Raw genomic sequence first — 22415 nt, forward strand, 5'->3', positions numbered from 1 at the left:
AATGATAGATTAAATATTGTACTAGATTAATTTACACAATATTATGGACTTGACAGAAATAAGGTGCGACTTAGTTAATTATAATTATTGATTGTAAGTTGTGTTTTCATAGTATAAAATAATAATTTTTAGGAGGTATTTATGAAAAAATTACAATTGACATTTGTTTTTATATTTCTTTTTTCTCTTATGATTCCTACTTATATAAAAGCAAATGAAACAAGCAAAGTAAATGACGAAATAATTCAATTTGAGGAACTCAAATCAACGTTTAAATTAAATGAATTAATAATTTTTACTGAAGAAGATATAGATGTGACCAGATTTCACTTATCAAAAATTGCAAATATTTATAAGAATGGGAATATAAATGACTTAAATTTATTTTTAAATGACAATTCTTTAAGTTTAGGAGTGTTTAGTAATTCGTCTTCACTTAGTTCATCAAAAGCAAAAACGACTTCTTTTGAAAAATATTATGCAAATTCAGCGGTGGGTAATAGTAATGTTGTAGCTAGTTGGTGGATGAGATTGAAGGGTACTTTTTATTATGATATAAATACTCGGAAAATTACCACATATTCTAATCCAGTAATTTCCATTAAAAGTTATACAATCAAAGAACTGAAGTATACTGGTTTAGAAAATTTTAAACCAATATTGACAGATGTTACAACTTTTGCTAACAAAATAAATGATTATTCTTGTAGTTTTACAGGAAGATTTAGGTTTAAATCTTCTGTTTCAGATGGATTTTTATTTAAAGAATTAGATTTTGGTTACCATCAAATAACTTATATAGGAAAGTAGGTTCAACATGAAAATTAAAATAAAATTCACAATACTAATGCTAATTATTTTTCTTTGCCATACGATGGATTCATCTTTGGCAAACGACAACATTATTAATGAAAATCCCAATATACAATTAGATAATTCTGAAGTTCAAATCCTAATAAAAAATTATCTTCAAACTCCGAAAAGATGTATAGAAAAGCTGAGTGGAGAAAATGTAACATTTAAATTTGATATAAAATTAAAAATCTATATGAATCTAATAGATTAACAGAAATTGTAGAATTATTGGTTAAGAATAATTTAATATTAAGTTGGTTTGAAGAGAACTCATCTCCTTTTAGCACAACGATTGCTAAAAATTCATCAAGAATCATACCAACAATTAAGACATCAACTAATTATCCTGATATAACCAAAGAATGGGCAGTAAAAATTAGTGGAACATTTTACTTTGATAGAAACACTAAAAAGGTAGTATCTGTAGGAAAACCTATTTGTTCATTATTTACTTCAGTAAATTTTGGTTCAACTTTTAAGCCGTATATCACAAATGTTACGACAAAATCATATAAACTTAATGATTACTCTGTAAACTATAGTGCAAGTTATACAATGGTAGCAGAGTTTTTATACAATTCTTATAGCCCTGCTATCTTTCCAAGGGTAACTGCATCTTACAACGATGGTTTATGATTTTATATTTTTAGGAGTTGAAAAAAGAATGAAAACAAAGAGAATTATTTGGTACATTGGACTATTTATATTACTGGCAATGGTTTTCATAATAACTATAGGGGAGTACTATGGACAAAATGCACAATTTTTTAGCTTTCCAATGACTTTAAGTAAGCTGAAGTTACATGAGGATGAATTATCAAATTTCTTTTTAAACAATGCAAGCTTTATGCTATCGATTGGAATGTATGGAATACAATTTTTTATTCCAACATTTATCTTATTGTGTGTCTTGTCTATATATGGAATACTTGTAAAGTTCCCGACTCTGGAATATTTTATAAGCATGGGAATAGTTTTGTTATTGAATATTTTTATGTTTTTCCTAATTCGAGATTTTAATACACTGGATTTTGTATTAACTGGGCAAACAAAAGCACTGTTAAGATTAATCCTGGGGTTCAGTGTGTTAAAAGTTTTATACAACATTTACTTAAAGCGCTTAAGAGATAAAGTACATGCTAAATTTAAACTAAGTATTAAAGCTAGAAGGATGATTTGGTATCTAGGGATAATATTATTAGTATTTGTAACTATCACCATTACCATCCATGAATATAGTAATTGGACAAAGTTGGTCATAAACCAAAACTTTACTCCTATGTCAAATGATGTGAACTTTTCAAACTTTTTCATTGAAAATAAGGATTTGATTTATTCTTTTGCAGATAATACCAGACCTATTGTAACAATGGCACCAATAATCTTTGGAGTTGTTCTCTTATATGGAATACTAGCAAAGATAAATATATATGAGTACTTAGCAAGTTTAGTACTTGTCTTTCTAGTTAGAATCATTACCTATTTTTTCATAAGAGACTTCCACCCAGATAACTTTGTTTTAAAGGAACATATTATATTGATGGGAAAGTTCATGGGGCTTTTTATGATGATAAGAATAATATATGAGTTTTACTTGAAGTATAACAAGAAGGAGGAAATTGTTAATCACTCCTGAAATATTCCGTTAAATTTATAATCTCCTTTTTACAAAGATGATAAACTAATAAAAATCCGACCTACAAGTTCAATTTCATAGGTCGGATTGTATTGTTTTATTTTCTATTTTCTTTAATGGTGCCCTGTTTATAGGCATCTAAAAGATTGGATAAATCTTTAATCTTTTCTTCGATTTCTGGGCCATCGTCGGTGTCCTTTACCAAAAGCCTTTGAGGAAATCTCTCTGTAATATATAGCTTTGGAGTATAGGCCCCGTGAACCGACTGCATCACTTCATAGTTGCTATGTTCTGCCAAAGCCAGATAATGGGAATTGTACATTAAAGTGTAACCCGCAATACCTGTCGTAGGTTGGTATGCCTTTGAAATTCCTCCGTCGATTACATACATCTTTCCATTTGCAGAAATTGGCTTTTGACCGTCTTTATATTTAACTGGAATATGACCATTTATTATATGACCACAACTTGGGTCTAGCCCAAACTCTTCAATAATCCTATCCACATGCTCCTCTTGTTTACTCAAGGTGAAGTAAGGGTCGGAAATCTCTTTGCTTATAGGAAGTTTTCTTCCAATAAAGAAGTTTTCAAAGGTAGACATCTTATGCTTTCCAAATAGCGGAGAAATTGGACCGCACCACATGTACCAATATAGGTCTAGCACCTTTTCTCTGTCCTTTGAATAGTAAGAACGAGGAATGTATGAAGCCTCCCTTGCCTTTTTATCAAAAAAGTCCATCAATGACTTTCCACCATAGTATTCATTATCATATTTTAAAATTCTAAAGGAACCATCTTCATTCATAGGAACACATCCATGATAAAGTAGGTTTCTATTTGTAACCTTATAAACAGATCCCTTGTCCAAGAGGAATTTTAAATGTTCCTGCATTCGAAAACTATGTCTAAAGGATGTGTTTAAAGCTTCCAAGACCTCAGTTTCTCTTTGTGTAAGCTTAAAGGGGTCTTTAGGGTCAACTGTAGGCAGGTTGGTGTCCTTCATAGGATAGTCCTTATCATCTTCTGCTCTAAAAGTTCCCTTCTCAAAATCCACATAACTTAAACACTTTCTTCTCTCCATATTAAACTCTGGATTTCTATCGATGATTTGGCCTTCCAATTTAAACTGAATAATTGATATGGCCTTATGCATTTTGGCTGTTGCATATTTGTTGATAGAATAGTACTTATTTTCATCCACAACCTTTGGCATGAACTGTTCACAAGGGTCGTCCTTATAAACGTCGATGGCATAGGAGTAGAGAGGTCTAAGGTTTATTCCATAACCATCTTCTAGAGAGTCAAAGTTGTTGTAACCAAGGGCAATTCTAACGACATTGCAAACCAATGCACGGCAACCTAAAGCTGCACCCATCCAAATAATATCGTGGTTTCCCCATTGTATATCCACATTTTGATGCTCCATCAAAACGTCCATTATAATATCAGGTCGTGGACCCCGATCAAAAATATCTCCGACAATATGCAGGGTATCTACAGAAATATCCTGAATAATATGACAAAGGGTCGTAATTATCTCCCTAGAAGCGTGGATGTTTATTATAGTGTCCACAATAGTATCAAAATATTCCTGCTTATTCAATTCTACATAGTCAATGTTTAACATTTCGTCAATTAACTCTTTATAGACGCGGGGCATCTTTCTTCGAACCTTACTTCTAGCATACTTAGAAGTGACCATCTTCAATAAGTCTAACAGTCTAAAAATAGTAGCTCTAATCCAGTCGTTGGTAAACTTTCCAGACTTTATTTTTAAAGTAAGAAAGTTTTCCGGTTCATAGATGAGGTTTGCAAGCTCGTTCATCTCGTCTTCCGACATTTGATATTTAAACTTTTGGGAAATCTTTTGTCTGGTATTTCCAGAAGCAGATTTTAAAATTCTAGTAAAAGCAGCATATTCCCCGTGTAAGTCAGAAAGGAAATACTCCGTCTCTTTAGGAAGTACCGATAAAGCCTTTAACTTAACAATTTCACTGATGGTATCTTCAACAGTGGGGTATTCCTTGGAAAGTTGATTCAAATATTTTTTATAGTCCATTCTTCTTCCTCCTTACTATATGATATAGAAAAAGACGAATAAAATAAAGCTTTATTCAATAAAATAATAGGATAGATGAAAAAACAATTAGAAAATTAAAATTTGACAAATAAAAAAATCTGTGTTATAGTCATAAAAACGATTGCAAAGGAAAGATGTAATTGGCTATAGTTAATATAGCTTCTCAAAGAAGTTATAACATATAAAAAGGAGGGATTTGAAATGAAATTTAAGAAAGTAGAAAGAAATTATGGCAATTCAAATGTTGCAGATTATTGCTTAGGAAATAATCATTGTAAGAAAAAGTAAAGTTGGAAAATTGGACGAATGTTTTTGATCAATGATGAAACTTAATCAAAAAATGTATATTGGGAATGATACAACTCTTTCCAGTGAAACTTAATTAAAGAATATTACTCTTAGTGTTTTTGACAAAATTTATACTTTTTACAGTTATAACCGTAAAAGTTAGTGGAAGGTCTTTGTAAAAATGCAAAAGCAGACACGATTTATTAAAAAGCGGATAGATTTATTTATCATTTAATGCGTTTGGAATTTCTTTATAATAACAAAGTAATTTTGTAATTGTGCTTGACAGAGTTGTATCTCGTCTCAATATTAATATTGTATTTTGCAAATTATACATGTCGTAGTAATATATAGCAGGCTATTAATAGGAATGATTAAAATAACATAATATAAATACAGAAGAAACCGAATTAATAATTATGATAAATAAAAAAACAGATAAGAAGTAAACCATGTAAAGATATTGACGATAAGTCTATTATTTAAATCAAGGAAAATACAACGAATATTAATTTAAAGGTTTGCAAATATTAAACTAAGAATAACGAATAATTCAAAAAATTTTAAACATATAGGACCTATTAAGATAAAAATATAAATAGAACCAAAGGAGATAGAAATGGGAATAACGGTAAAATGGGATATTACTTATAAATGTAACTTAAATTGCAGACACTGCATTAATGGTGATTTTTTGAATAAATCAAAAGAAGAGCTCACTTATAATGAAATTTTGGACATCATTGATTCCATTTCAAATGAGGTTGAAATAGACTATATTCATTTTCTAGGAGGAGAACCTACAGTGAGAACTGATTTCTTTGATATTTGTAAATATTTAAATGAAAATCAGATACATTTTGGATTTAATACAAACTGTTTAAAACTAAAAGGTGAATTGCTAAATAAATTGAAAAATCTTAAATATTTAGATTGCATAACTATAAGTCTTGAAGGACCAAATGAAAAAATTAATGATCAAATTAGAGGTAAAAGAGTATTTAGGAAAATAAAAAAATCAATTGATGAAATTAATAAATTTACAGAAAAGAAACCGAAAATAACGATAAATACAGTAGTGTCAAAATTAAATTACAAACATATTAAAGAAATAATAGAATTTTGTATTTTTAATGAGATTTCAGAATTAACTTTACTTGAATTAGTAGAAATTGGCAATGCCCAAGGGGAAAATATGGGGTTAAGCTATAATCAAAAATGGGAAGTTTTAAAATGTATTGATCAAAAATTGAAGGAAAGTAGTACTGAATTGAAAATAATTCCTAAATTTGTTAGGCAGTTAACTATTGATGCTTTTAATATAATAGAAAATGGAAATTTACCTAACGTTAAACATGGTTGCGGAGCAGGGCTGGATTTTGTATTTATAGATAATAGAGGGAATTGTTTTTCTTGTGATGGTATTAGAAATGCAAAACTACAAGAAAATGATTTAAATATTGTTGAAAAAGATTTTAAATATGCATGGCACGATAAAAGTTTTTCACAAATCTTTGAAAAATTAGAAAGTGAAGAATATAACAAAACAGAACCATGTATAAATTGTTTACATTTTAAAAAATCATGTATTCCTTGCCCTCTTGAGATAGCATATTCAGAAAATTTAGAATGCAGAGAGTCATATAAAAGAATGAATCGTACGTTATATAATAATCTTGAAATTTCTCGTGGAGCAATAAGATTTGCAAATAGTGATGGTAAATATCATATACATCATATAAATACTAATACTACCTTAGAATTAAACTCAAATGCATACAATCTGGTAAAATCCATATACTTGAGAGAAATTACATCCTGGAAAGATTGTATAGAAAACCCTGAGTTTAAGAGCGTCCCTCGAAATGAAATTACCGAATTTTTGTCATATCTTAAAGATGAAAAAATAATTAAATGAGGAATGGTTGTATGTTCAAAAAATATTTAAAACTCCTCTCCTACATAGGTCCTTACAAGAAGAGAAGACTATCTATAATTATTCTAAGTTCAATATCCATGATTATAAATTGTTTCCTTCCTTTTCTAATAGGAGAATTGGTCAACATGATAAATTCCAGCAATCCTGTAAAGGAGATTATTGACTTTGGATGGAAAGCTGGAGTTGTCGCAATAGTAGCTGCATTACTTGAGTCATTGCAGTATTGTAATTGGCATATGTACGCTGTAGAATTTATTAATTACTTTAGAGGGTTAACTCTAAAAGCGGCTTTGAATAAAGATATTTCATATTACAGAATGAAACAAGAGGATTTTTCAACTAGAATCCTTCTAGACTCTTCCACTATAGCTAATGATATATGTGTAGGTTTTCCAGTTTTAATATTAAATGTGGCAAACCTTTTAGTTGTTTTTGGATTTATGCTTTATATGAATGTAAAATTAGCTCTTATACCGTTGATAGCGGTACCGGTCTTTGTTATGCTATTTCATTTCTTAGATAAGGGAATCAGGGAAAAGTCTAAATCTGAGAGAAGACAGTTTTCGGAACTATCTGAATTGATCAAAGAATATTTAGACGGAATCTTTGACATCAAAATAAATAGAAATGAAGAATATTTTCAAAACAAATTCAACAACGAAATCAAAGACTATAGTTCAACTGAAAAAAAGATAAAGCTATATACAGCGCTTTCTTATGGTGTAAATATGATAGTAAAAAATCTGTTGCCAATCTCGGTTTTGTTATATGGAGTTGTTCTAGTTAGTAAAGGGGAACTGGAGATAGGTTATCTATTTGCGTTTTACACTTATCTAGGATTTTTGTACGAACCAATGTCAAATCTTGTAGATTGGTATACTTTAATAAATGTTTCATTGGGTATGAGTGATAGGGTGTTAGAATTCTTAGAGACTGAAGAAGAAGAGTCTCATGGAATAAAAGTTGATTCTATAGAGTCTATAGAAGTAAAAAATCTTCAATTTTCTTATAATGGAGAAGATCAAATTTTAGAGTCGATTGATTTTTCTTTAAATAAAGGAGATATTTTAGCGGTGGTTGGTCCTTCAGGTTCGGGGAAATCCACCTTAATTGAAATCCTTTTAAAAATTTGGGATGAATACAAGGGAAGTATCAAAGTAAATGGAATAGAACTTAAAGAAATTGACAAAACTACTTTTTATGATGAAGTTGCTGTTTTGGAACAGGAACCATTTATTTTTACGGGTTCAATAGAGGATAATATAGTTTTTGATGCACAAAAACCAAATTTGAATTCAATAATTTCCCATTCAAATTTAAACAATATAATCAAAAATAAAGGTGGTTTACATTCTAAGATTTTTGGAGGAGGAAAAAATCTTTCTGGAGGAGAAAAACAGAGAATTGCGTTAGCAAGGGTATTATTTAAACGTGCAAATTTAATTTTTTTGGATGAATTTACATCTTCACTAGACTTGGAAAGTGAAAAAGAAATTGTAAATAGCATAGGAAATTTAGACAGGAAAGATAAAATTGTTATTCTGATTACCCACAGACAATACCCATTAAAACTTGCGAATAAGATATTAAAGCTTGAAGGCGGTACAGGAGAATTGGTAGAAAAAATTGTATTGTAGGTAAATACCCAACATCACCCAAGTTCTTAAGCAAATATCCAGCGTCCACATTTATGGATGCTGGATATATCTGTTTATTCTAGTACTTTTGCAACATTTTTAAGCATTTTTATTATTGGAAGATTGTAAGGGCATCTCTTTTCACAAATTCCACATTCGATGCAGTCAGAAGCTTTTTTATAAAAGCTATTGTATCTTGACAATGCCCAGTCTTTTAAATCATATCTTGTGTAGTAGCCTTCCATAAGAAAGTTTGAAGGTATGTCGATTCCTACGGTACATGGTGCGCAGTATCCGCATCTTCTACAGAAGTACCTTCCCAACCCTTTTGTAAAACTATCTAAATCTAACACTTCTTCTGGTGTTAATGGTGCTAGTTTTTCTCCAACTTTGCAGTTTTCGATTATTTCTTCTTCACTGTCCATTCCTGGAATGGCTATGGTTACATTGGGATTATTTAATACAAACTTTAAACACTCTTTTCCCTTTGGTATGGCTCCTCCTGCCAAGGGTTTCATAACTAACACTCCGATGTTTTTTTCATTGGCCCTTTCAAATAGTTTTTCTCCTTGGGTTTCCACAAAGTTATAGGGAAATTGTATAGTTGAAAACTCATCTGTCTCCATAAGTTCACTTAAGATGTCGGCGTTGTGACTGGTTACGCCAATCTCCTTAACGATTCCCTTTTTTTGCATCTCCTTAATAGCTTTTAATGCACCGTTCTCACCCATAATAAGTTCCATGTCTTTTTTCTTGCTTACGTTATGAAATTGAAATAAATCTATGTAGTCTACTTTTAAATTGTTTAGACTGGTAGCAAGTTCTCCCAGAACCCCCTCATAGGTTCTGTTCATTGACTTTGTGGCCAAGAAAAAGTTTTCTCGACCCACTACTTGTAACGCTTCTCCAATAAGCTTTTCGCTGTCATTGTATCCTCTTGCAGTGTCTATAAAGTTGATTCCCTTTTCTAAGGAAAGCTTTAAAAGTTCTATAGCTTTGTCCCTAGAGACGTTTTGTATGGGAATTCCTCCAAAACCTACTATGGAAACTTCATATCCCGTTTTACCTAATATTCTCTTTTCCATTGTTTTTACCAAAGATGGCACTCCTTTCAAATATTAGAAGAAAGTTTAAAACTTTGTAAAATTTCAAACTCTTTCTTCTATCAATATATCATATTTTCAATCTTTTTTCCCTAAAAATAGCGGATTTAAGTGACTTTTTCCAAAGATTATTAGATTTGTCTAAATCCTACATATTGGGTATACTTAAGGTGTAGTTCAAAAAAACATACAATATATAGTAGGAGATAGATAATGAAAATAAAGAAGAGAAGTGGAGCAATAGTCGATTTTAATAAAGAAAAGATAATAATAGCAATGCAAAAAGCTTTTATTTCTGTTTCAAAACCTATTGACCGAGAGAAGCTTGAAGAGATGGCAAATCAAGTTTGTGAAAAGATTGAGTCAAATTTTTCCAAAAGCCATATTATCACAGTGGAGGAGGTGCAAGACCTAGTTGAAATTGTGTTAATTGAAAACAAATATATTGAGGTTGTAAAATCCTACATTCTATATAGGGCGGGGCATCATAGGATGAGAAAGACCCTTGAAGATTTTGGGGACTATTTTGGCGAGGAAGTTCTTGAAATCATGAAGGGGGTTCAGGAGGACTTTAAGGAGGATGTGTACGATTTACAGTTTTTGTTCAATAAATTCTCCTCCTTTTTATCCAAGGACATGACTCCTCAGGAGCATTTGGATGTGTTGGTTAAGGCTTCTTCTGAACTTACTTCCAAGGAGGCGCCACGCTGGGAATATGTTTCTGCTAGGTTTTTGGCCTATAGTATAGAAAACAAGATAAAAGAGGAAGAAGAAAAGATAGGAATTGACAATTTCTATGAAAAGATAATGTATTTGACAAAGCAAGGACTATACGGAAAGTATATTTTAGAAAATTATAGTGAAGATGAAGTAAATAGTCTTGAAGAGTATATGGACAAGGAAAGAAACCATAGATTTAACTTTTCTGGCCTTGACCTTGTAAAGTCTAGATACCTAATCAGGTCTGGTGAAGGGGTAATTCTAGAGAGAATTCAAGAGATGTTTATGGGCATAGCGATGCACCTTGCCATGAAGGAAAAAAAGAAGGTTCATTATGCTAAGAAGTTTTATGATATCTTGTCAAAACTACAAGTTACCATGGCAACACCCACCATGTCCAATGCAAGAAAGCCATACCATCAACTTTCCAGTTGCTTTATAGATACTGTGGAGGACTCTTTAGATGGGATTTACCGTTCCATAACTAACTTCTCCCAAGTTTCAAAGCATGGTGGAGGAATGGGACTTTACTTTGGCAAGGTGAGGGCTATAGGCTCTGACATAAGAGGTTTTAAAGGGGTTGCCGGTGGAGTTTTAAGATGGATTAAACTTGCAAATGACACCGCTGTAGCCGTTGACCAATTGGGCGTTAGACAGGGGGCTTGTGCTGTATACCTGGATATATGGCATAGGGATGTTCCAGAGTTTTTACAATTAAAAACCAACAATGGAGATGACAGAATGAAAGCTCATGATGTGTTCCCTGCAGTTTGTTATCCAAATTACTTCTGGGAATTGGCTCGAGATGACATCAATGCCAACTGGTATATGTTCTGTCCCCACGAGGTAAAGACTGTAAAGGGCTATAGCTTGGAGGACTTCTATGGGGATGAATGGGTAAAAAGATACCACGACTGCATAAAGGATCCTCGTCTTGAAAAACGTGTTATGTCTGTTAAGGATATGGTAAGATTAATATTGAAGTCAGTAATTGAAACAGGAACTCCATTTGTATTTAATAGGGATGCTGTAAATAAGTACAATCCAAATGGTCACAAGGGAATGATTTACTCTTCAAATCTTTGTACTGAAATCTGCCAAAACACCTCTGCCATAGAGGCTGTGTCAACGGAAGTAATTGAAGTTGATGGGGAAGAAATCGTAGTGGAGAAGACCAAACCTGGAGACTTTGTGGTTTGTAACCTGGCCTCTTTAGTTCTAGGAAATATTGAACTTGATAGGGAGCTGGAAGATGTTGTCACAACGGTTGTTAGAGCCTTAGACAATGTTATTGACTTAAACTACTACCCTGTTGAATATGCTAAAATCACCAATAAAAAGTACCGCTCCATCGGCCTTGGTACTAGTGGATACCACCATGCCATGGTAAAAAGCGGTGTGATGTTCTCCAGTGAGGAACATATCAAGTGGGCGGATAAGCTCCATGAAGACATTAATTACTACGCCGTTAAGGCAAGCTGTATGATTAGTGAAGAAAAGGGGTCTTATCCATACTTTGAAGGATCCGACTGGGAAAATGGAGATTATTTTGAAAAAAGAGGTTACAATTCTGACAGATGGAATAAATTAAGAGGGGATATTTCTACAAAGGGTATGAGAAATGGTTACTTGATGGCGGTGGCCCCAACGGGATCTACTTCAATTATCGCGGGGACTACTGCATCTGTGGATCCTGTCATGATGAGGTACTTCCTTGAAGAAAAGAAGGGACAAATCCTTCCAAGGGTTGCCCCGGAGCTAAGTCCAAGCAACTTTTGGTTCTATGAAAACGCCCATGAAATTGATGGAAATTGGGTGGTTAGGGCTGCAGGTGCAAGACAAAGGCATATTGACCAAGCCCAGTCTGTAAATATATATATAACATCTGAATATAAGATGTCTACATTACTTGGACTCTATATACAGGCCTGTGAAGAGGAAGTTAAGACCATTTACTATGTTAGAAACAAATCCCTTGAAGTTGACGAATGTGATTCATGTTCAGCATAGGAGGCTTAGATGAGTGAATTAAAGAGAAAGGCTTTGTTCAATGAACATGGCGATATTGAACTTTCAAAGCGAAGAATGATTAACGGAAACACGACAAACCTTAATGACTTTAACAATATCAAATATCCATGGGTTAGTGATTGGTACCGTTTGGCAATGAACAACTTCTGGATTCCAGAGGAAATTAATCTAAATCAGGATGTTAAGGACTATAGGGTTTTAAAGGAAGAAGAAAAGAGAGCCTATGACAAGATACTTTCATTTTTGGTATTTTTAGACTCTTTACAGACAGCAAATCTTCCAAACCTGTCCGAGTTTATAACTGCCAACGAGGTAAATCTATGTCTAAACATTCAGACTTATCAAGAGGCAGTCCACTCCCAGTCCTACTCCTATATTTTGGATACTGTATGTTCTCCAGAACAAAGGGACGAAATACTATATCAGTGGAAGGACGACCCAAGACTTCTTGAAAGAAATAAGTTTATTGGAGACCAGTACAACGACTTCTATGAAAATAGAACTGTGTTCAACCTGGTTAAGACCTGTTTTGCAAATTTCATTCTTGAGGGAATCTACTTCTACTCTGGATTTATGTTCTTCTATTCCCTTGGAAGGATTGGAAAGATGCCAGGAACTGTACAGGAAATTAGATATATCAACCGAGATGAAAACTCCCATCTATGGCTATTTAGAAATATTATTCAAGAGCTTAGAAAGGAAGAGCCAGAAGTCTTCACAGAGGAAAATCTGTCCTTCTTTAAGGATATGATTAAAAGGGGAGTTGAAGAGGAGATAAACTGGGCGAAGTATGCCATTGGAGACTCCATCCAAGGACTTACCATGGACATGATTACAGATTATCTAAAATATCTTGGCAACCTTAGGTGTAAGGCGGTTGGTCTTGGAAAGATCTACGATGGTCATGACAAGGAGCCAGAGTCTATGACTTGGGTAAGTGAGTACTCCGACCCTAACTTTGTAAAGACTGACTTCTTTGAAGGAAAGGTTTCAGCCTACTCCAAGTCCTCAGTAATCGAAGACGATCTATAAATGATAAGATCTGTTGTGGCTTTGCTGCAACAGATTTTTATATTTTAGTCCTCAGTTTAATATGTATTTAACATAGTTATGCTAAAGTTGTTTTGACAAATATCTTGGGGGGTGTAGCTATGTTAGAAAAACTAAAACTCTCAAAGAGGTCTTCTAAAGTTCTATTTATTTACCTTGGAATAGGTTTAGTATTTAGAGTTATAGAGCTATTAAGGGGAAAAAGCCTTGAAGAATTCGACATTACTGGGATGATAATAAGAGTAGTGGTGTTGCTTTTAACCTTATACTTCTTGGACTATATTTTTGATATGAAGAACAAAGAGAAACAACGATAAGAGACATAAAACAGTCGGTTTATAGCCGGCTGTTTTAATATGAGGCAAAGACTTACAAAAATCGTGATTATTAAGATTGGAACATTAAATAATTAAATTAAAACAGCTATAACCTCAACATGAGTTTTTAATGATATAATACAATATAAGTAATTATGTTGAGGTGAATTATGAATAGTTTTTTAAAAAGGAGGAATATCGATTTTTCGACAAAGACCTACTTTGTAACAGCCATGGGTGCCATGGCCTATGGCTTATTTGCATCATTATTAGTTGGGACCATACTAAATACCATTGGTCTGGAATTTAACATTCCCTTTCTAAGTGAAACCCTATGGCCCATTGCACAAGAGGCTACAGGACCTGCCATAGCTGTGGCCATAGCCTATGCTTTAAAGGCCCCAAACCTAGTTATGTTTGCCTCCACTTTGGTTGGAGTTGCAGGTTACAAGCTTGGTGGACCAGTAGGTGTCTACATATCTACGGTCATTGCTGTGGAACTGGGTAAAGTGGTTTCAGGAGAAACCAAGATAGACATCATTGTGACTCCTGTTGTAACGGTGCTTTGTGGAATTTTTGTTGCAAATTTTATCGGCCCTTCAATTGACTATGCAATGGTTAAAATAGGAGAGTTTATTATGTTTGCTACCACCACGAGACCCTTTATCATGGGAATGATAGTATCTGCAATTGTTGGAATTGTGTTAACCTTGCCAATTTCCTCAGCAGCCCTTTGTATGATGCTTTCCCTAAGTGGACTTGCAGGAGGGGCTGCAACGGTAGGCTGTTGTTGTCATATGATTGGATTTGCGGTAATCTCTCTAAAGGAAAACGGATTGGAAGGTTTCTTTGCACAAGGTGTAGGGACCTCCATGTTACAAATGCCCAATATCGTGAAAAATCCTAAAATACTGTTTCCATCGGTGGTTTCATCCATAATACTTGGACCAATTGCAACTGTGTTTTTCAAAATGGAGAACACACCTCTAGGTTCCGGGATGGGGACGAGTGGACTTGTTGGTCAGATTGGAACCTTTAACGCAATGGCAACAAAATATTCCAATTCCTACATTTTTACGGCAATCCTACTTTTACACATTGTACTTCCAGCGGTTTTAAGTTATATTACTTATATGGTTTTGAAAAAGAAAGGGCTTATAAAAGACGGAGATTTAAAACTTTTTATCGACTAAATAAAGACTTATGATTTTATAAAAGAAGATTGATAGGGTTAGAAAATAGGTGATTTTTAAATGGACTCACAAAGAGAAGAGAAAAACATTAGTATTAAACAGCTAAATATTTCTAAGGACTTTATAGACATGTCTTCAAAAAAATACTGGGAAAACTACCATGAGCTTTACATGGAGATGTCCTTGGTGTTGAGAAAAAACATAGAAAAGACCTTGGAAAAATTTATAATTTTATACTTTCCTTCAATCCCAAAGGATGTACTACTATACCTAGTTGAAAACTTCAACATTTTTAAAGAGGGTAATGGAAAACAGGAGATAGCTTCTCTGCCAGATTTAAAGGTATATGACATTGAAGGTCTATCCAATAGAGAAAAGTTGGACTTTTACAGACTTCGTTCAGAAATTTACTTTTTACTTAAGAAGGGTTCGTTAAACTTTGAAGATTATGAGGCGAAACTTTCCCAAGCATCAAAGCTAAACCACAAGGACTGGGACCTTCTTGGGTTTAAGGGTTCCTTCTTGGCACTTAAAGCCCTATGTAAAGAAGAGGAATTGTCTTATTTGGAAGATTTTATCCAGCGATGGAACTTTCCAAATGACAAATTTTATAAAAAATTCCTACAACTTCTCGAAAGGACAGAGGTATCTGATGAGATCTTTGAAGATATAAGCAGAGAACATCTACCTAAGTACTTCTCCAATTTTCTCAAAGGCTATCTATATTATAAGAGTAAGGACTTTGATAGGGCCTATGACATATGGCTTGGAAGCAACGAAAAAAATCCTTTAGTTTCTGTAGAAAAGAGATATATTTCAAGAATTTATGAATATCTTTCCGACAATTTAATAGACTATTTGAGACAAGAAGGAGTTTTAAAAGGCTATGTTAGTATTCCTGTTACATTAAAGGACATTATAAGAAGAAGGGACTTTTCATATGATTTAAAAAACTGGAAGGAAGCCCTAAGATTCGATTTGATATTGCAAAATCCTCAGTTGAAACAAGATGCCCTCGACTACCTTAGGAAAAACTACAGGTTGCTGCCAAAGGAAGTTGTTTCCTACATTGTATCAAAAGTGCCTATTATTCCCTATGAAAATGTATCCGCACAGGAATATGAAGAAATAGTAAACCTGCCGAGACTTAACTTTCAAAACCCCAATATTTCAAAGGATGTTGCAGAAGAGTTCTATCTCAAACGCTATAACTACTATAAAAATTGTTGCAATAGAAAGTATACTGACGACTACTACAGCCTAAAAGAATACGGATTTGACTACTCTACAGAGGTTATTCGAGTGGGAGAACTATTGGGAGAAGAGATATTAAAAAACAAGCCCTTCGACTTTACAAAGGCTATAAAAAAGATCGAAGAGCTGGATATGTTCCAAGACAATCTAACAATCGATTTTTATAAAAGATATATTGATGCCTATAACAATGGAGAGATGACACTGAAAACTTTAAGGGAAATGGAGAACATAGACTTTCAAGACCTGGTTATGGGGAAAGAACTATACAATTTTATTATGGCAAATAGCTATAGGATTGCAGGAGAAAAAGAAAAATTTAACCTCTACCTCAAAAAACTTCCAGAGGATTTAAAAGGAAAATTTAAAGTGAAATTACCCTTAAAAAAGGGATTTTTCAAAAGGTTATTTAAAAAATGATAAAAGTAATTAAAAGCTCCCTTGTGAAGTACTATCTTCTAGGAAAAAGGGAGCTATTTACATTTACACTTTCAAATCTCTTATCATCATAAAAGCACTCGTCGGTGCACATGCTTGAAGAGATGACACAGTGTTCTCGAATCTTAAATAGTTCAACCAGATCAAAGGCATAGTCATTTTCTACACAGATTTCTAAGCCTTCATTACAAAGCTTTATAGACTTTTCAAAGTTTCCCAAGTTCATATAGACCTTTGAAAGGGATATAAGACTTGCCAAATAATAATAATCCTTTATCGTCGAGTCGATTATATTTAGTAATATGGGAATAGCTCTGTCAAACTGCCTTTTTCTGCAGAGTAAAAGACAGGCAAAGTAAATTTTTTCCCTTGTAAAATAATTGCTAGATACCTTTTCAGGGTCGTAAAAACTAAAATTATAGAGGCGGTTAAAGGCTTTCTTAAATTCAGAGTAGTTGAAAATTTCATGTTTTAAAAACTTCAAGTAAAAGGAAAATAGTCTTATATACCTTTCGTTGTACTTGATGATTGGAAAAAGGGAAGGGTCTTTTAATTGAACTAACTTTTTGGTCTTTTCCTTTAACTTCTTTAAACAACTTTCAGAGTGATATCGTTTATCCATATATATGTAGCGACTAATTTTTTTAACTTCGGTGTTGTTAAAGTAGTTGTTCTTTTGACAAAGTCTGACACAGTCTTGACCACAGGAAAAGGATAGTTTAGTTAAAGTTTCTAAAGTGGGATTAAAGTTTTGACCATTGACAAGGCTATTGATGGTGTTTTTTGAAAGAGAGGAGTTTTCTGCAACCTCATCATAGGAGATTTTTCTTAAAGCGATTTCCTTGAGTTTGTTTTGACTTAATTTTTTCATATTGTTGTCCCCTTTTCTATGCTTGTATCATTATAATAACATAAAAATAGGGATTTAGGTCATATAATTGGAATAAAGTAGAAAATCTCGTGGAATTTTAAGAGTTTATATCATTGTAATGTGATGACATGGGGGGGGTAGATTGTTATAATAATATTGATGATTCTAAATTTGCTTTACTTAAGGAAAAACTATTGGAAATTTTTTCTTCGTAAAGTGAATATGGTATGATTACAAAACGTTATTACAATAATAAATAAGAGGTGGAATATGAAAGAAATAATCAAATCAAAAAAAGTCAGTCTTTTTCTCTGTGGTTTAGCCTTTGCTGGGGAAATTATTGGAGAAATAGCTTGGTCTTTTCTTTTTAAAATCGTTTTCGACATTGTAAGTGGCGACAGCACCTTGAAATTTTCTCATGTTATCTTTTTTGCGGTCATAATAACTGCAGGTAGGGCTATTTTAACGATTATTAGTGAGACTACAATGGAAAAAACTACTATTGACATTATAAAGGAATATAAGAATAGGCTGCTGAACAAATACATAGACACCGATAGTGGAAGAACTTCTTCAGAAGTTTTAAATTTAGTTACCCATAGTGCAACAGAGGTAGAGCAATTATACGTTAGACCCTATCTTTTAATTTTGAAAAATGTGATATTTTTTGTAGGTTCTCTCTGTGCAATATTTTATATGAAAAAGATGATTGTCTTGATAGTTCTTGGACTTTCCTGGTTACCACTAGTTGTTCCAAAGCTTTTAGGAAAGAAAAACAAAGAAAAGAGATCTACGTCTGTTAAACAAAATGAGTACTATATTTCTAAAATTAAGGAAATTACTGAAGGTTTTGACATTATAAAAGCATTTCATATCGAGTCTAAGGTCAAGAAACTTGCAAAAAAAGAAAATGAAATCAATGAAAAAGTTAGGTACAACGCCAACTCCTATCAGATTTTTGTAAACAATATGGCGGGCATGGTAAGTGTGGGTGTTTTTATGGCCATGGAACTTATTAACGCAGGCTTAGTAATCAAAGGGTATTTAACTATTGGTCTGATGATGGCAATCACTCAAATCTTTAATTATGTTTCCATTCCCATTCAAATGATTCCACAATTTTGGGGACAGATGAAGGGGATTGAAGGTAAGATTTTAGAAAATGATGAGTTTTTAAAGTTAAAGTGGGAAGATAAGGGAACTAAAAACTTTAACTTAAAGGACAATATTGAAATTAGAGACCTTTCCTTTAGCTATGGAGACAAGAAGGTGCTTTCGAATTTGAATATGGATATCAATAGAGGAGAGAAGATTGCTGTAGTTGGAGAGTCTGGTTCTGGGAAATCGACTTTGGCAAAGATTCTCCTAAAGAGGTTAAGGGACTATTCTGGAGAAATCCATGTGGATAACAATGACTACAATAGTATTTCGATTGAGGACTTTTATAAAAAGGTTTCTCCTGTTTCTCAAGATGTATTTTTATTTAATGACACTTTAAAGGAAAATATTGCCCTCTATTCCAATGCCGATGAGGCTAAAGTCAATAAGGCCATTGAAGATGCAGGACTTGTTCCTGTGGTTCAGGGTCTAAAAGACGGGGTCAATACTTTGCTTGGAGAATATGGTGTCGGACTTTCTGGCGGAGAAAAACAAAGGGTATCCATTGCCAGATGTCTAATAAAGGACTCCCAATTTATTGTAATGGATGAAGCTACTTCTGCCCTTGATAAAGTCAATGCAAGGAATATTGAAAAACTTTTATTGGGCCTTCCTCAAACGGTTCTAGTCATTACACATAGGATTGACCCTGAAATCTTAAGACAGTATGACAGGATATACGTTTTAAGGGAAGGGGAGATAATTGAAAGTGGTAGATTTGAAGAACTAAAGTATTTTGCAAATGAAAAGTAAAAAGTTAATGTCAAGAGGGCTTCGGCCCTCTTTATTATATTGTGAGAAGTTAAATTTAACCGATAGGATATTTTCTTTCGTACCTTACTGAAGACCACAATTTTCAACTTGACCACAGCATATGTTATAATAAAATCTATGTGGAGGAGTTATGAGAAAGGCGATTTATAGAGAGTATAGACCAAAGACCTTTGACCAAGTACTAGGTCAGGATCAGGTTACTCAAGTTTTAAAAAACCAGGTTAAAAACAATTTAATATCCCATGCCTATATCTTTTCAGGAACTAGAGGTACTGGAAAGACCAGTTGTGCCAAGATTTTGGCAAGGGCAATCAACTGTTTAAATCCACAGGATGGTTCTCCTTGTAATAAATGTGAAAACTGTAAGAGGATTTTAAGTGAGGAGAGTTTTGACATTGTGGAGATGGATGCTGCTTCCAATAGGCGAATAGAAGACATTAGAAATTTAAGGGATAAGGTTATTTTTCCTCCGGCTAATTTAAAGTACAAGGTCTATATCATAGACGAGGCCCATATGATTACCAACGAGGGTTTCAATGCCCTTTTAAAGATTATGGAGGAGCCTCCAAAGCATCTTGTTTTTATTTTAGCTACTACTGAAATTGAAAAGATTCCTCAGACAATTCTCTCACGTTGTCAAAGGTTTGAGTTCAATAGGATGGACTCTAAGTATATCATTGAAAATATAAAGATGATAACAGATGACTTAGGGGTTCGTATTGACGATGAGTCTCTTTTTGAACTGGCAAATGAAGCCGATGGGGCAATGAGAGACGCCCTTAGCAACTTGGACAGGGTTTTGTCACTGGGTAAAAAAGAGATTACCATTGAAGATCTAATAGTTGATTTGGGACTTGCTGATAAGCGAAAGATTTTTTATTTGGTGGACAAGTTATTGGAAGACGACTATGGCAAGTCTTTGAAAATATTTAGAGACTTGACAAAGGACAAGGTAATAGGTGGTATATTTAAAGATTTGCAGGTTCACTTTAGAAACCTGCTATATACTAAGGAGGGTCTTTTAGACTTTGTGGAAGAAACCGACGGGTACAAAAAGCTATTACAGGGTCAGTCTGAAAAGGCTTCAACCAATAGAATTGTGGAAAGTTTAAATATTTTGTTAGAATATGATATAAAGCTAAAAAACACACAAAATCCAACTATCTTAGGGGAACTTTTAATTGGAAGGTTAATAGACTACTATGAGCCTAAGGAGGAAAGTTCTAAAATAAAATACCTAATGGACAAGGTTGAGGCTTTAGAGAAAAAGGTAGTTGAGTTAAAAAATAGACCAGTTTATGTAAATGATAATAGAGAAAAAACTGTAGAAACTTCTAAGCCGCAAGTTTATGATTCCATAGAGGAAATAAAAGAAGATGAGGATTTTCAGGAAGAGTCCAATACTAGTGATGAAACTTTAGAAGAAGCTTCAGAAGACCCTATTAAATACAAAGAGATTGATAATTGGGATGAGATTTTGGATAATATTCCTGGTAAGATGTTAAATAACTTTGTGAACTCTGCGACCCATAAGTTTGTGGATAAAGACAGGGTGTCCATACTTTTTAGAACTAGGGATGCCCGAATGGAACTGGTCTTTAAACAAAGGGATGTGGTGGACCAGGCGGTGAAGAAGGTTCTAGGCGATGACTTTGAAACCTTTATTGGACTGGAAAGCGACTATGAGGACCTGGCGAAGGAGAGAAGACAAAAGAGTTTAAAAAAACTAAAGGAAGTCTTTGGTGAAGATAAAATAGATATAATATAGGAGGATACGATGGCAAGAAAAGGTGGATTTCAAAGGGGCGGAATGCCTAATATGAACAATATGATGAAACAGATGCAAAAGATGCAAAAGGATATGCAAGAGGCTCAAGAAAAAATTGAGGAAACGGAATTTACGGCATCTGCAGGTGGTGGAAGTATTGAGGTTACTGTTAATGGGAAAAGGGAAGTTGTCGGCGTAAAACTTGACCCAGAGGTGGTTGATCCAGAGGATGTGGAGATGCTACAGGACTTGCTGATGGTTGCAGTAAACGACGCTTTGAACCAAGTGAATGAAGAGACTGAAAAGTCTATGGGTAAATTTACCGGAGGTATGAATATTCCGGGATTGTTTTAGGTGATTAAATGGCATTATATCCAAAATCCATGGAAGAGTTGATACTAAAACTGTCATCTCTTCCTACTATTGGCAGAAAATCTGCCAGACGTTTGGCTTTTAAAATTGTGGAGATGGACGAAGGGGATGTTGAAAGTTTGGCTCAAGCTCTCCTGGCGGTAAAAGAGAAGATAAAACCTTGTAGAGTTTGTGGTAACATAACCGATGAAGAGGTTTGTAGCATCTGTAGTGATGAAAATAGAGATAGGTCTACAATAATAGTGGTGGAAGACAGTTCCAACATAATCTCTTTGGAAAAGGCAAGGGAATATAGGGGACTATATCATGTTCTTGGAGGACTTGCTTCTCCAAGAAATGAAGTGGGACCAGAAGAACTTAATATCGACACTTTGATAGACAGGGTAAAGACGGGAGAAGTCAAAGAGGTAATACTTTCCCTATCATCTACTACAGATGGAGAGTTTACTTCAAATCTTATATCTGAAATCCTAAGGCCATACGATATAAAGATAAGTAAAATAGCCCAGGGAATACCGATTGGGGTGAGTTTGGACTATTTTGATGAAATGTCAATATATAGAGCAATAGAGGAGAGACGGGAGATTTAGTCTCTCTTTTGTAATATCCAATATGTAATAGGGTGTATTAGTAAAACTAGAATTTATCACGATAAAGTAACAAATAAGAGGAAAATATTAGGAAAACGTAAAGATGGTTGACAAAAATATTTAGAAATGATATATATTTACATATCAAAAGGAAATCTGTTAAAAATTGAAAGATTCAAGAGAATTCATTAATTGTGTAATAAATGGTAGAGGTATTTTTTTAGTACTTAGTTGATATTTGCTTTTAAAGATCATTTCACGGGTTGCTATGATCTAGGAAACTAGGAAAAGGTTTATGATTAAAGTATCATCTATTTAATTGATCTTCGTTTGTCTTAAAC

The 22415-nt window shown here is 33.6% G+C and carries 18 protein-coding genes; 15 read left to right on the plus strand and 3 right to left on the minus strand.

Annotated elements, in window-relative coordinates; all coding sequences use genetic code 11:
* Window positions 1–141: 141 nt before the first annotated feature.
* From Q1K37_RS06740 to Q1K37_RS06755, 4 genes are all read left to right on the plus strand, one after another.
* Window positions 142–810 carry a hypothetical protein gene (locus tag Q1K37_RS06740; protein WP_300410731.1) on the plus strand — a complete coding sequence of 223 codons (669 nt, stop codon included), beginning with the start codon at window positions 142–144 and terminating at the stop codon, window positions 808–810.
* A gap of 76 nt (window positions 811–886) precedes the next feature.
* Window positions 887–1066: a hypothetical protein gene (locus Q1K37_RS06745; RefSeq protein ID WP_300410733.1), complete on the plus strand. Its 180-nt coding sequence runs from the start codon at window positions 887–889 to the stop codon at window positions 1064–1066.
* Between the two features lie 17 nt (window positions 1067–1083).
* Window positions 1084–1491 carry a hypothetical protein gene (locus tag Q1K37_RS06750; RefSeq protein ID WP_300410735.1) on the plus strand — a complete coding sequence of 136 codons (408 nt, stop codon included), beginning with the start codon at window positions 1084–1086 and terminating at the stop codon, window positions 1489–1491.
* A 28-nt stretch (window positions 1492–1519) separates the two neighbouring features.
* Complete coding sequence (locus Q1K37_RS06755; RefSeq protein WP_300410736.1) at window positions 1520–2491, plus strand: hypothetical protein; 972 nt, start codon at window positions 1520–1522, stop codon at window positions 2489–2491.
* 97 nt (window positions 2492–2588) lie between these two features.
* Here Q1K37_RS06755 and Q1K37_RS06760 read toward each other — a convergent pair whose 3' ends face one another.
* Entirely contained in the window at window positions 2589–4550 is a 1962-nt protein-coding gene (locus tag Q1K37_RS06760; RefSeq protein WP_300410737.1) for a fructose-1,6-bisphosphatase, read from the minus strand.
* A gap of 928 nt (window positions 4551–5478) precedes the next feature.
* Here Q1K37_RS06760 and Q1K37_RS06765 point away from each other — a divergent pair.
* Together Q1K37_RS06765 and Q1K37_RS06770 are read left to right on the plus strand one after the other, a co-directional pair.
* The gene (locus tag Q1K37_RS06765) at window positions 5479–6777 is read left to right on the plus strand and encodes a radical SAM protein (RefSeq protein ID WP_300410739.1); all 1299 of its coding nucleotides are present in this window, start codon (window positions 5479–5481) and stop codon (window positions 6775–6777) included.
* 11 nt (window positions 6778–6788) lie between these two features.
* Window positions 6789–8435 (plus strand): ABC transporter ATP-binding protein, encoded by a 1647-nt coding sequence (locus Q1K37_RS06770; RefSeq protein ID WP_300410741.1) that lies wholly within the window; start codon window positions 6789–6791, stop codon window positions 8433–8435.
* Window positions 8436–8509: 74 nt separating this feature from the next.
* On the opposite strand, the gene Q1K37_RS06775 is transcribed toward Q1K37_RS06770, so the two are convergent.
* Entirely contained in the window at window positions 8510–9532 is a 1023-nt protein-coding gene (locus Q1K37_RS06775) for an aldo/keto reductase (protein ID WP_300410743.1), read from the minus strand.
* Between the two features lie 219 nt (window positions 9533–9751).
* On the opposite strand from Q1K37_RS06775, the gene Q1K37_RS06780 reads away from it, so the two are divergent.
* The 5 genes from Q1K37_RS06780 to Q1K37_RS06800 all read left to right on the plus strand — a co-directional run bounded on the left by Q1K37_RS06780 (window position 9752) and on the right by Q1K37_RS06800 (window position 16523).
* Window positions 9752–12268, plus strand: a complete 2517-nt coding sequence (locus tag Q1K37_RS06780; RefSeq protein ID WP_300410744.1) for a ribonucleoside-diphosphate reductase subunit alpha — start codon at window positions 9752–9754, stop codon at window positions 12266–12268.
* 9 nt (window positions 12269–12277) lie between these two features.
* Window positions 12278–13321, plus strand: a complete 1044-nt coding sequence (locus Q1K37_RS06785; protein WP_300410746.1) for a ribonucleotide-diphosphate reductase subunit beta — start codon at window positions 12278–12280, stop codon at window positions 13319–13321.
* A 119-nt stretch (window positions 13322–13440) separates the two neighbouring features.
* Window positions 13441–13656: a hypothetical protein gene (locus Q1K37_RS06790; protein ID WP_300410748.1), complete on the plus strand. Its 216-nt coding sequence runs from the start codon at window positions 13441–13443 to the stop codon at window positions 13654–13656.
* A gap of 170 nt (window positions 13657–13826) precedes the next feature.
* On the plus strand, window positions 13827–14849 hold the full coding sequence (locus Q1K37_RS06795) for a PTS sugar transporter subunit IIC (RefSeq protein WP_300410749.1): 1023 nt from the start codon (window positions 13827–13829) through the stop codon (window positions 14847–14849).
* A 60-nt stretch (window positions 14850–14909) separates the two neighbouring features.
* Entirely contained in the window at window positions 14910–16523 is a 1614-nt protein-coding gene (locus tag Q1K37_RS06800) for a hypothetical protein (RefSeq protein WP_300410750.1), read from the plus strand.
* Between the two features lie 31 nt (window positions 16524–16554).
* Here the strand turns inward: Q1K37_RS06800 and Q1K37_RS06805 are convergent, their stop codons facing one another.
* Window positions 16555–17412, minus strand: a complete 858-nt coding sequence (locus tag Q1K37_RS06805) for a helix-turn-helix transcriptional regulator (RefSeq protein WP_300410751.1) — start codon at window positions 17410–17412, stop codon at window positions 16555–16557.
* A gap of 270 nt (window positions 17413–17682) precedes the next feature.
* On the opposite strand from Q1K37_RS06805, the gene Q1K37_RS06810 reads away from it, so the two are divergent.
* From Q1K37_RS06810 to recR, 4 genes are all read left to right on the plus strand, one after another.
* Window positions 17683–19323, plus strand: a complete 1641-nt coding sequence (locus tag Q1K37_RS06810; RefSeq protein WP_300410753.1) for an ABC transporter ATP-binding protein — start codon at window positions 17683–17685, stop codon at window positions 19321–19323.
* Window positions 19324–19474: 151 nt separating this feature from the next.
* Window positions 19475–21112, plus strand: a complete 1638-nt coding sequence (gene dnaX, locus Q1K37_RS06815; RefSeq protein WP_300410755.1) for a DNA polymerase III subunit gamma/tau — start codon at window positions 19475–19477, stop codon at window positions 21110–21112.
* A 9-nt stretch (window positions 21113–21121) separates the two neighbouring features.
* A complete protein-coding gene (locus Q1K37_RS06820) occupies window positions 21122–21466 on the plus strand; it encodes a YbaB/EbfC family nucleoid-associated protein (RefSeq protein WP_300410757.1) in 345 nt (114 codons plus the stop codon).
* A gap of 8 nt (window positions 21467–21474) precedes the next feature.
* Window positions 21475–22074 carry a recombination mediator RecR gene (recR, locus tag Q1K37_RS06825; RefSeq protein ID WP_300410758.1) on the plus strand — a complete coding sequence of 200 codons (600 nt, stop codon included), beginning with the start codon at window positions 21475–21477 and terminating at the stop codon, window positions 22072–22074.
* Window positions 22075–22415: the final 341 nt, after the last annotated feature.

It is taken from the genome of Lagierella sp. (assembly GCF_029983815.1).
GTDB lineage: Bacteria > Bacillota > Clostridia > Tissierellales > Peptoniphilaceae > Mediannikoviicoccus.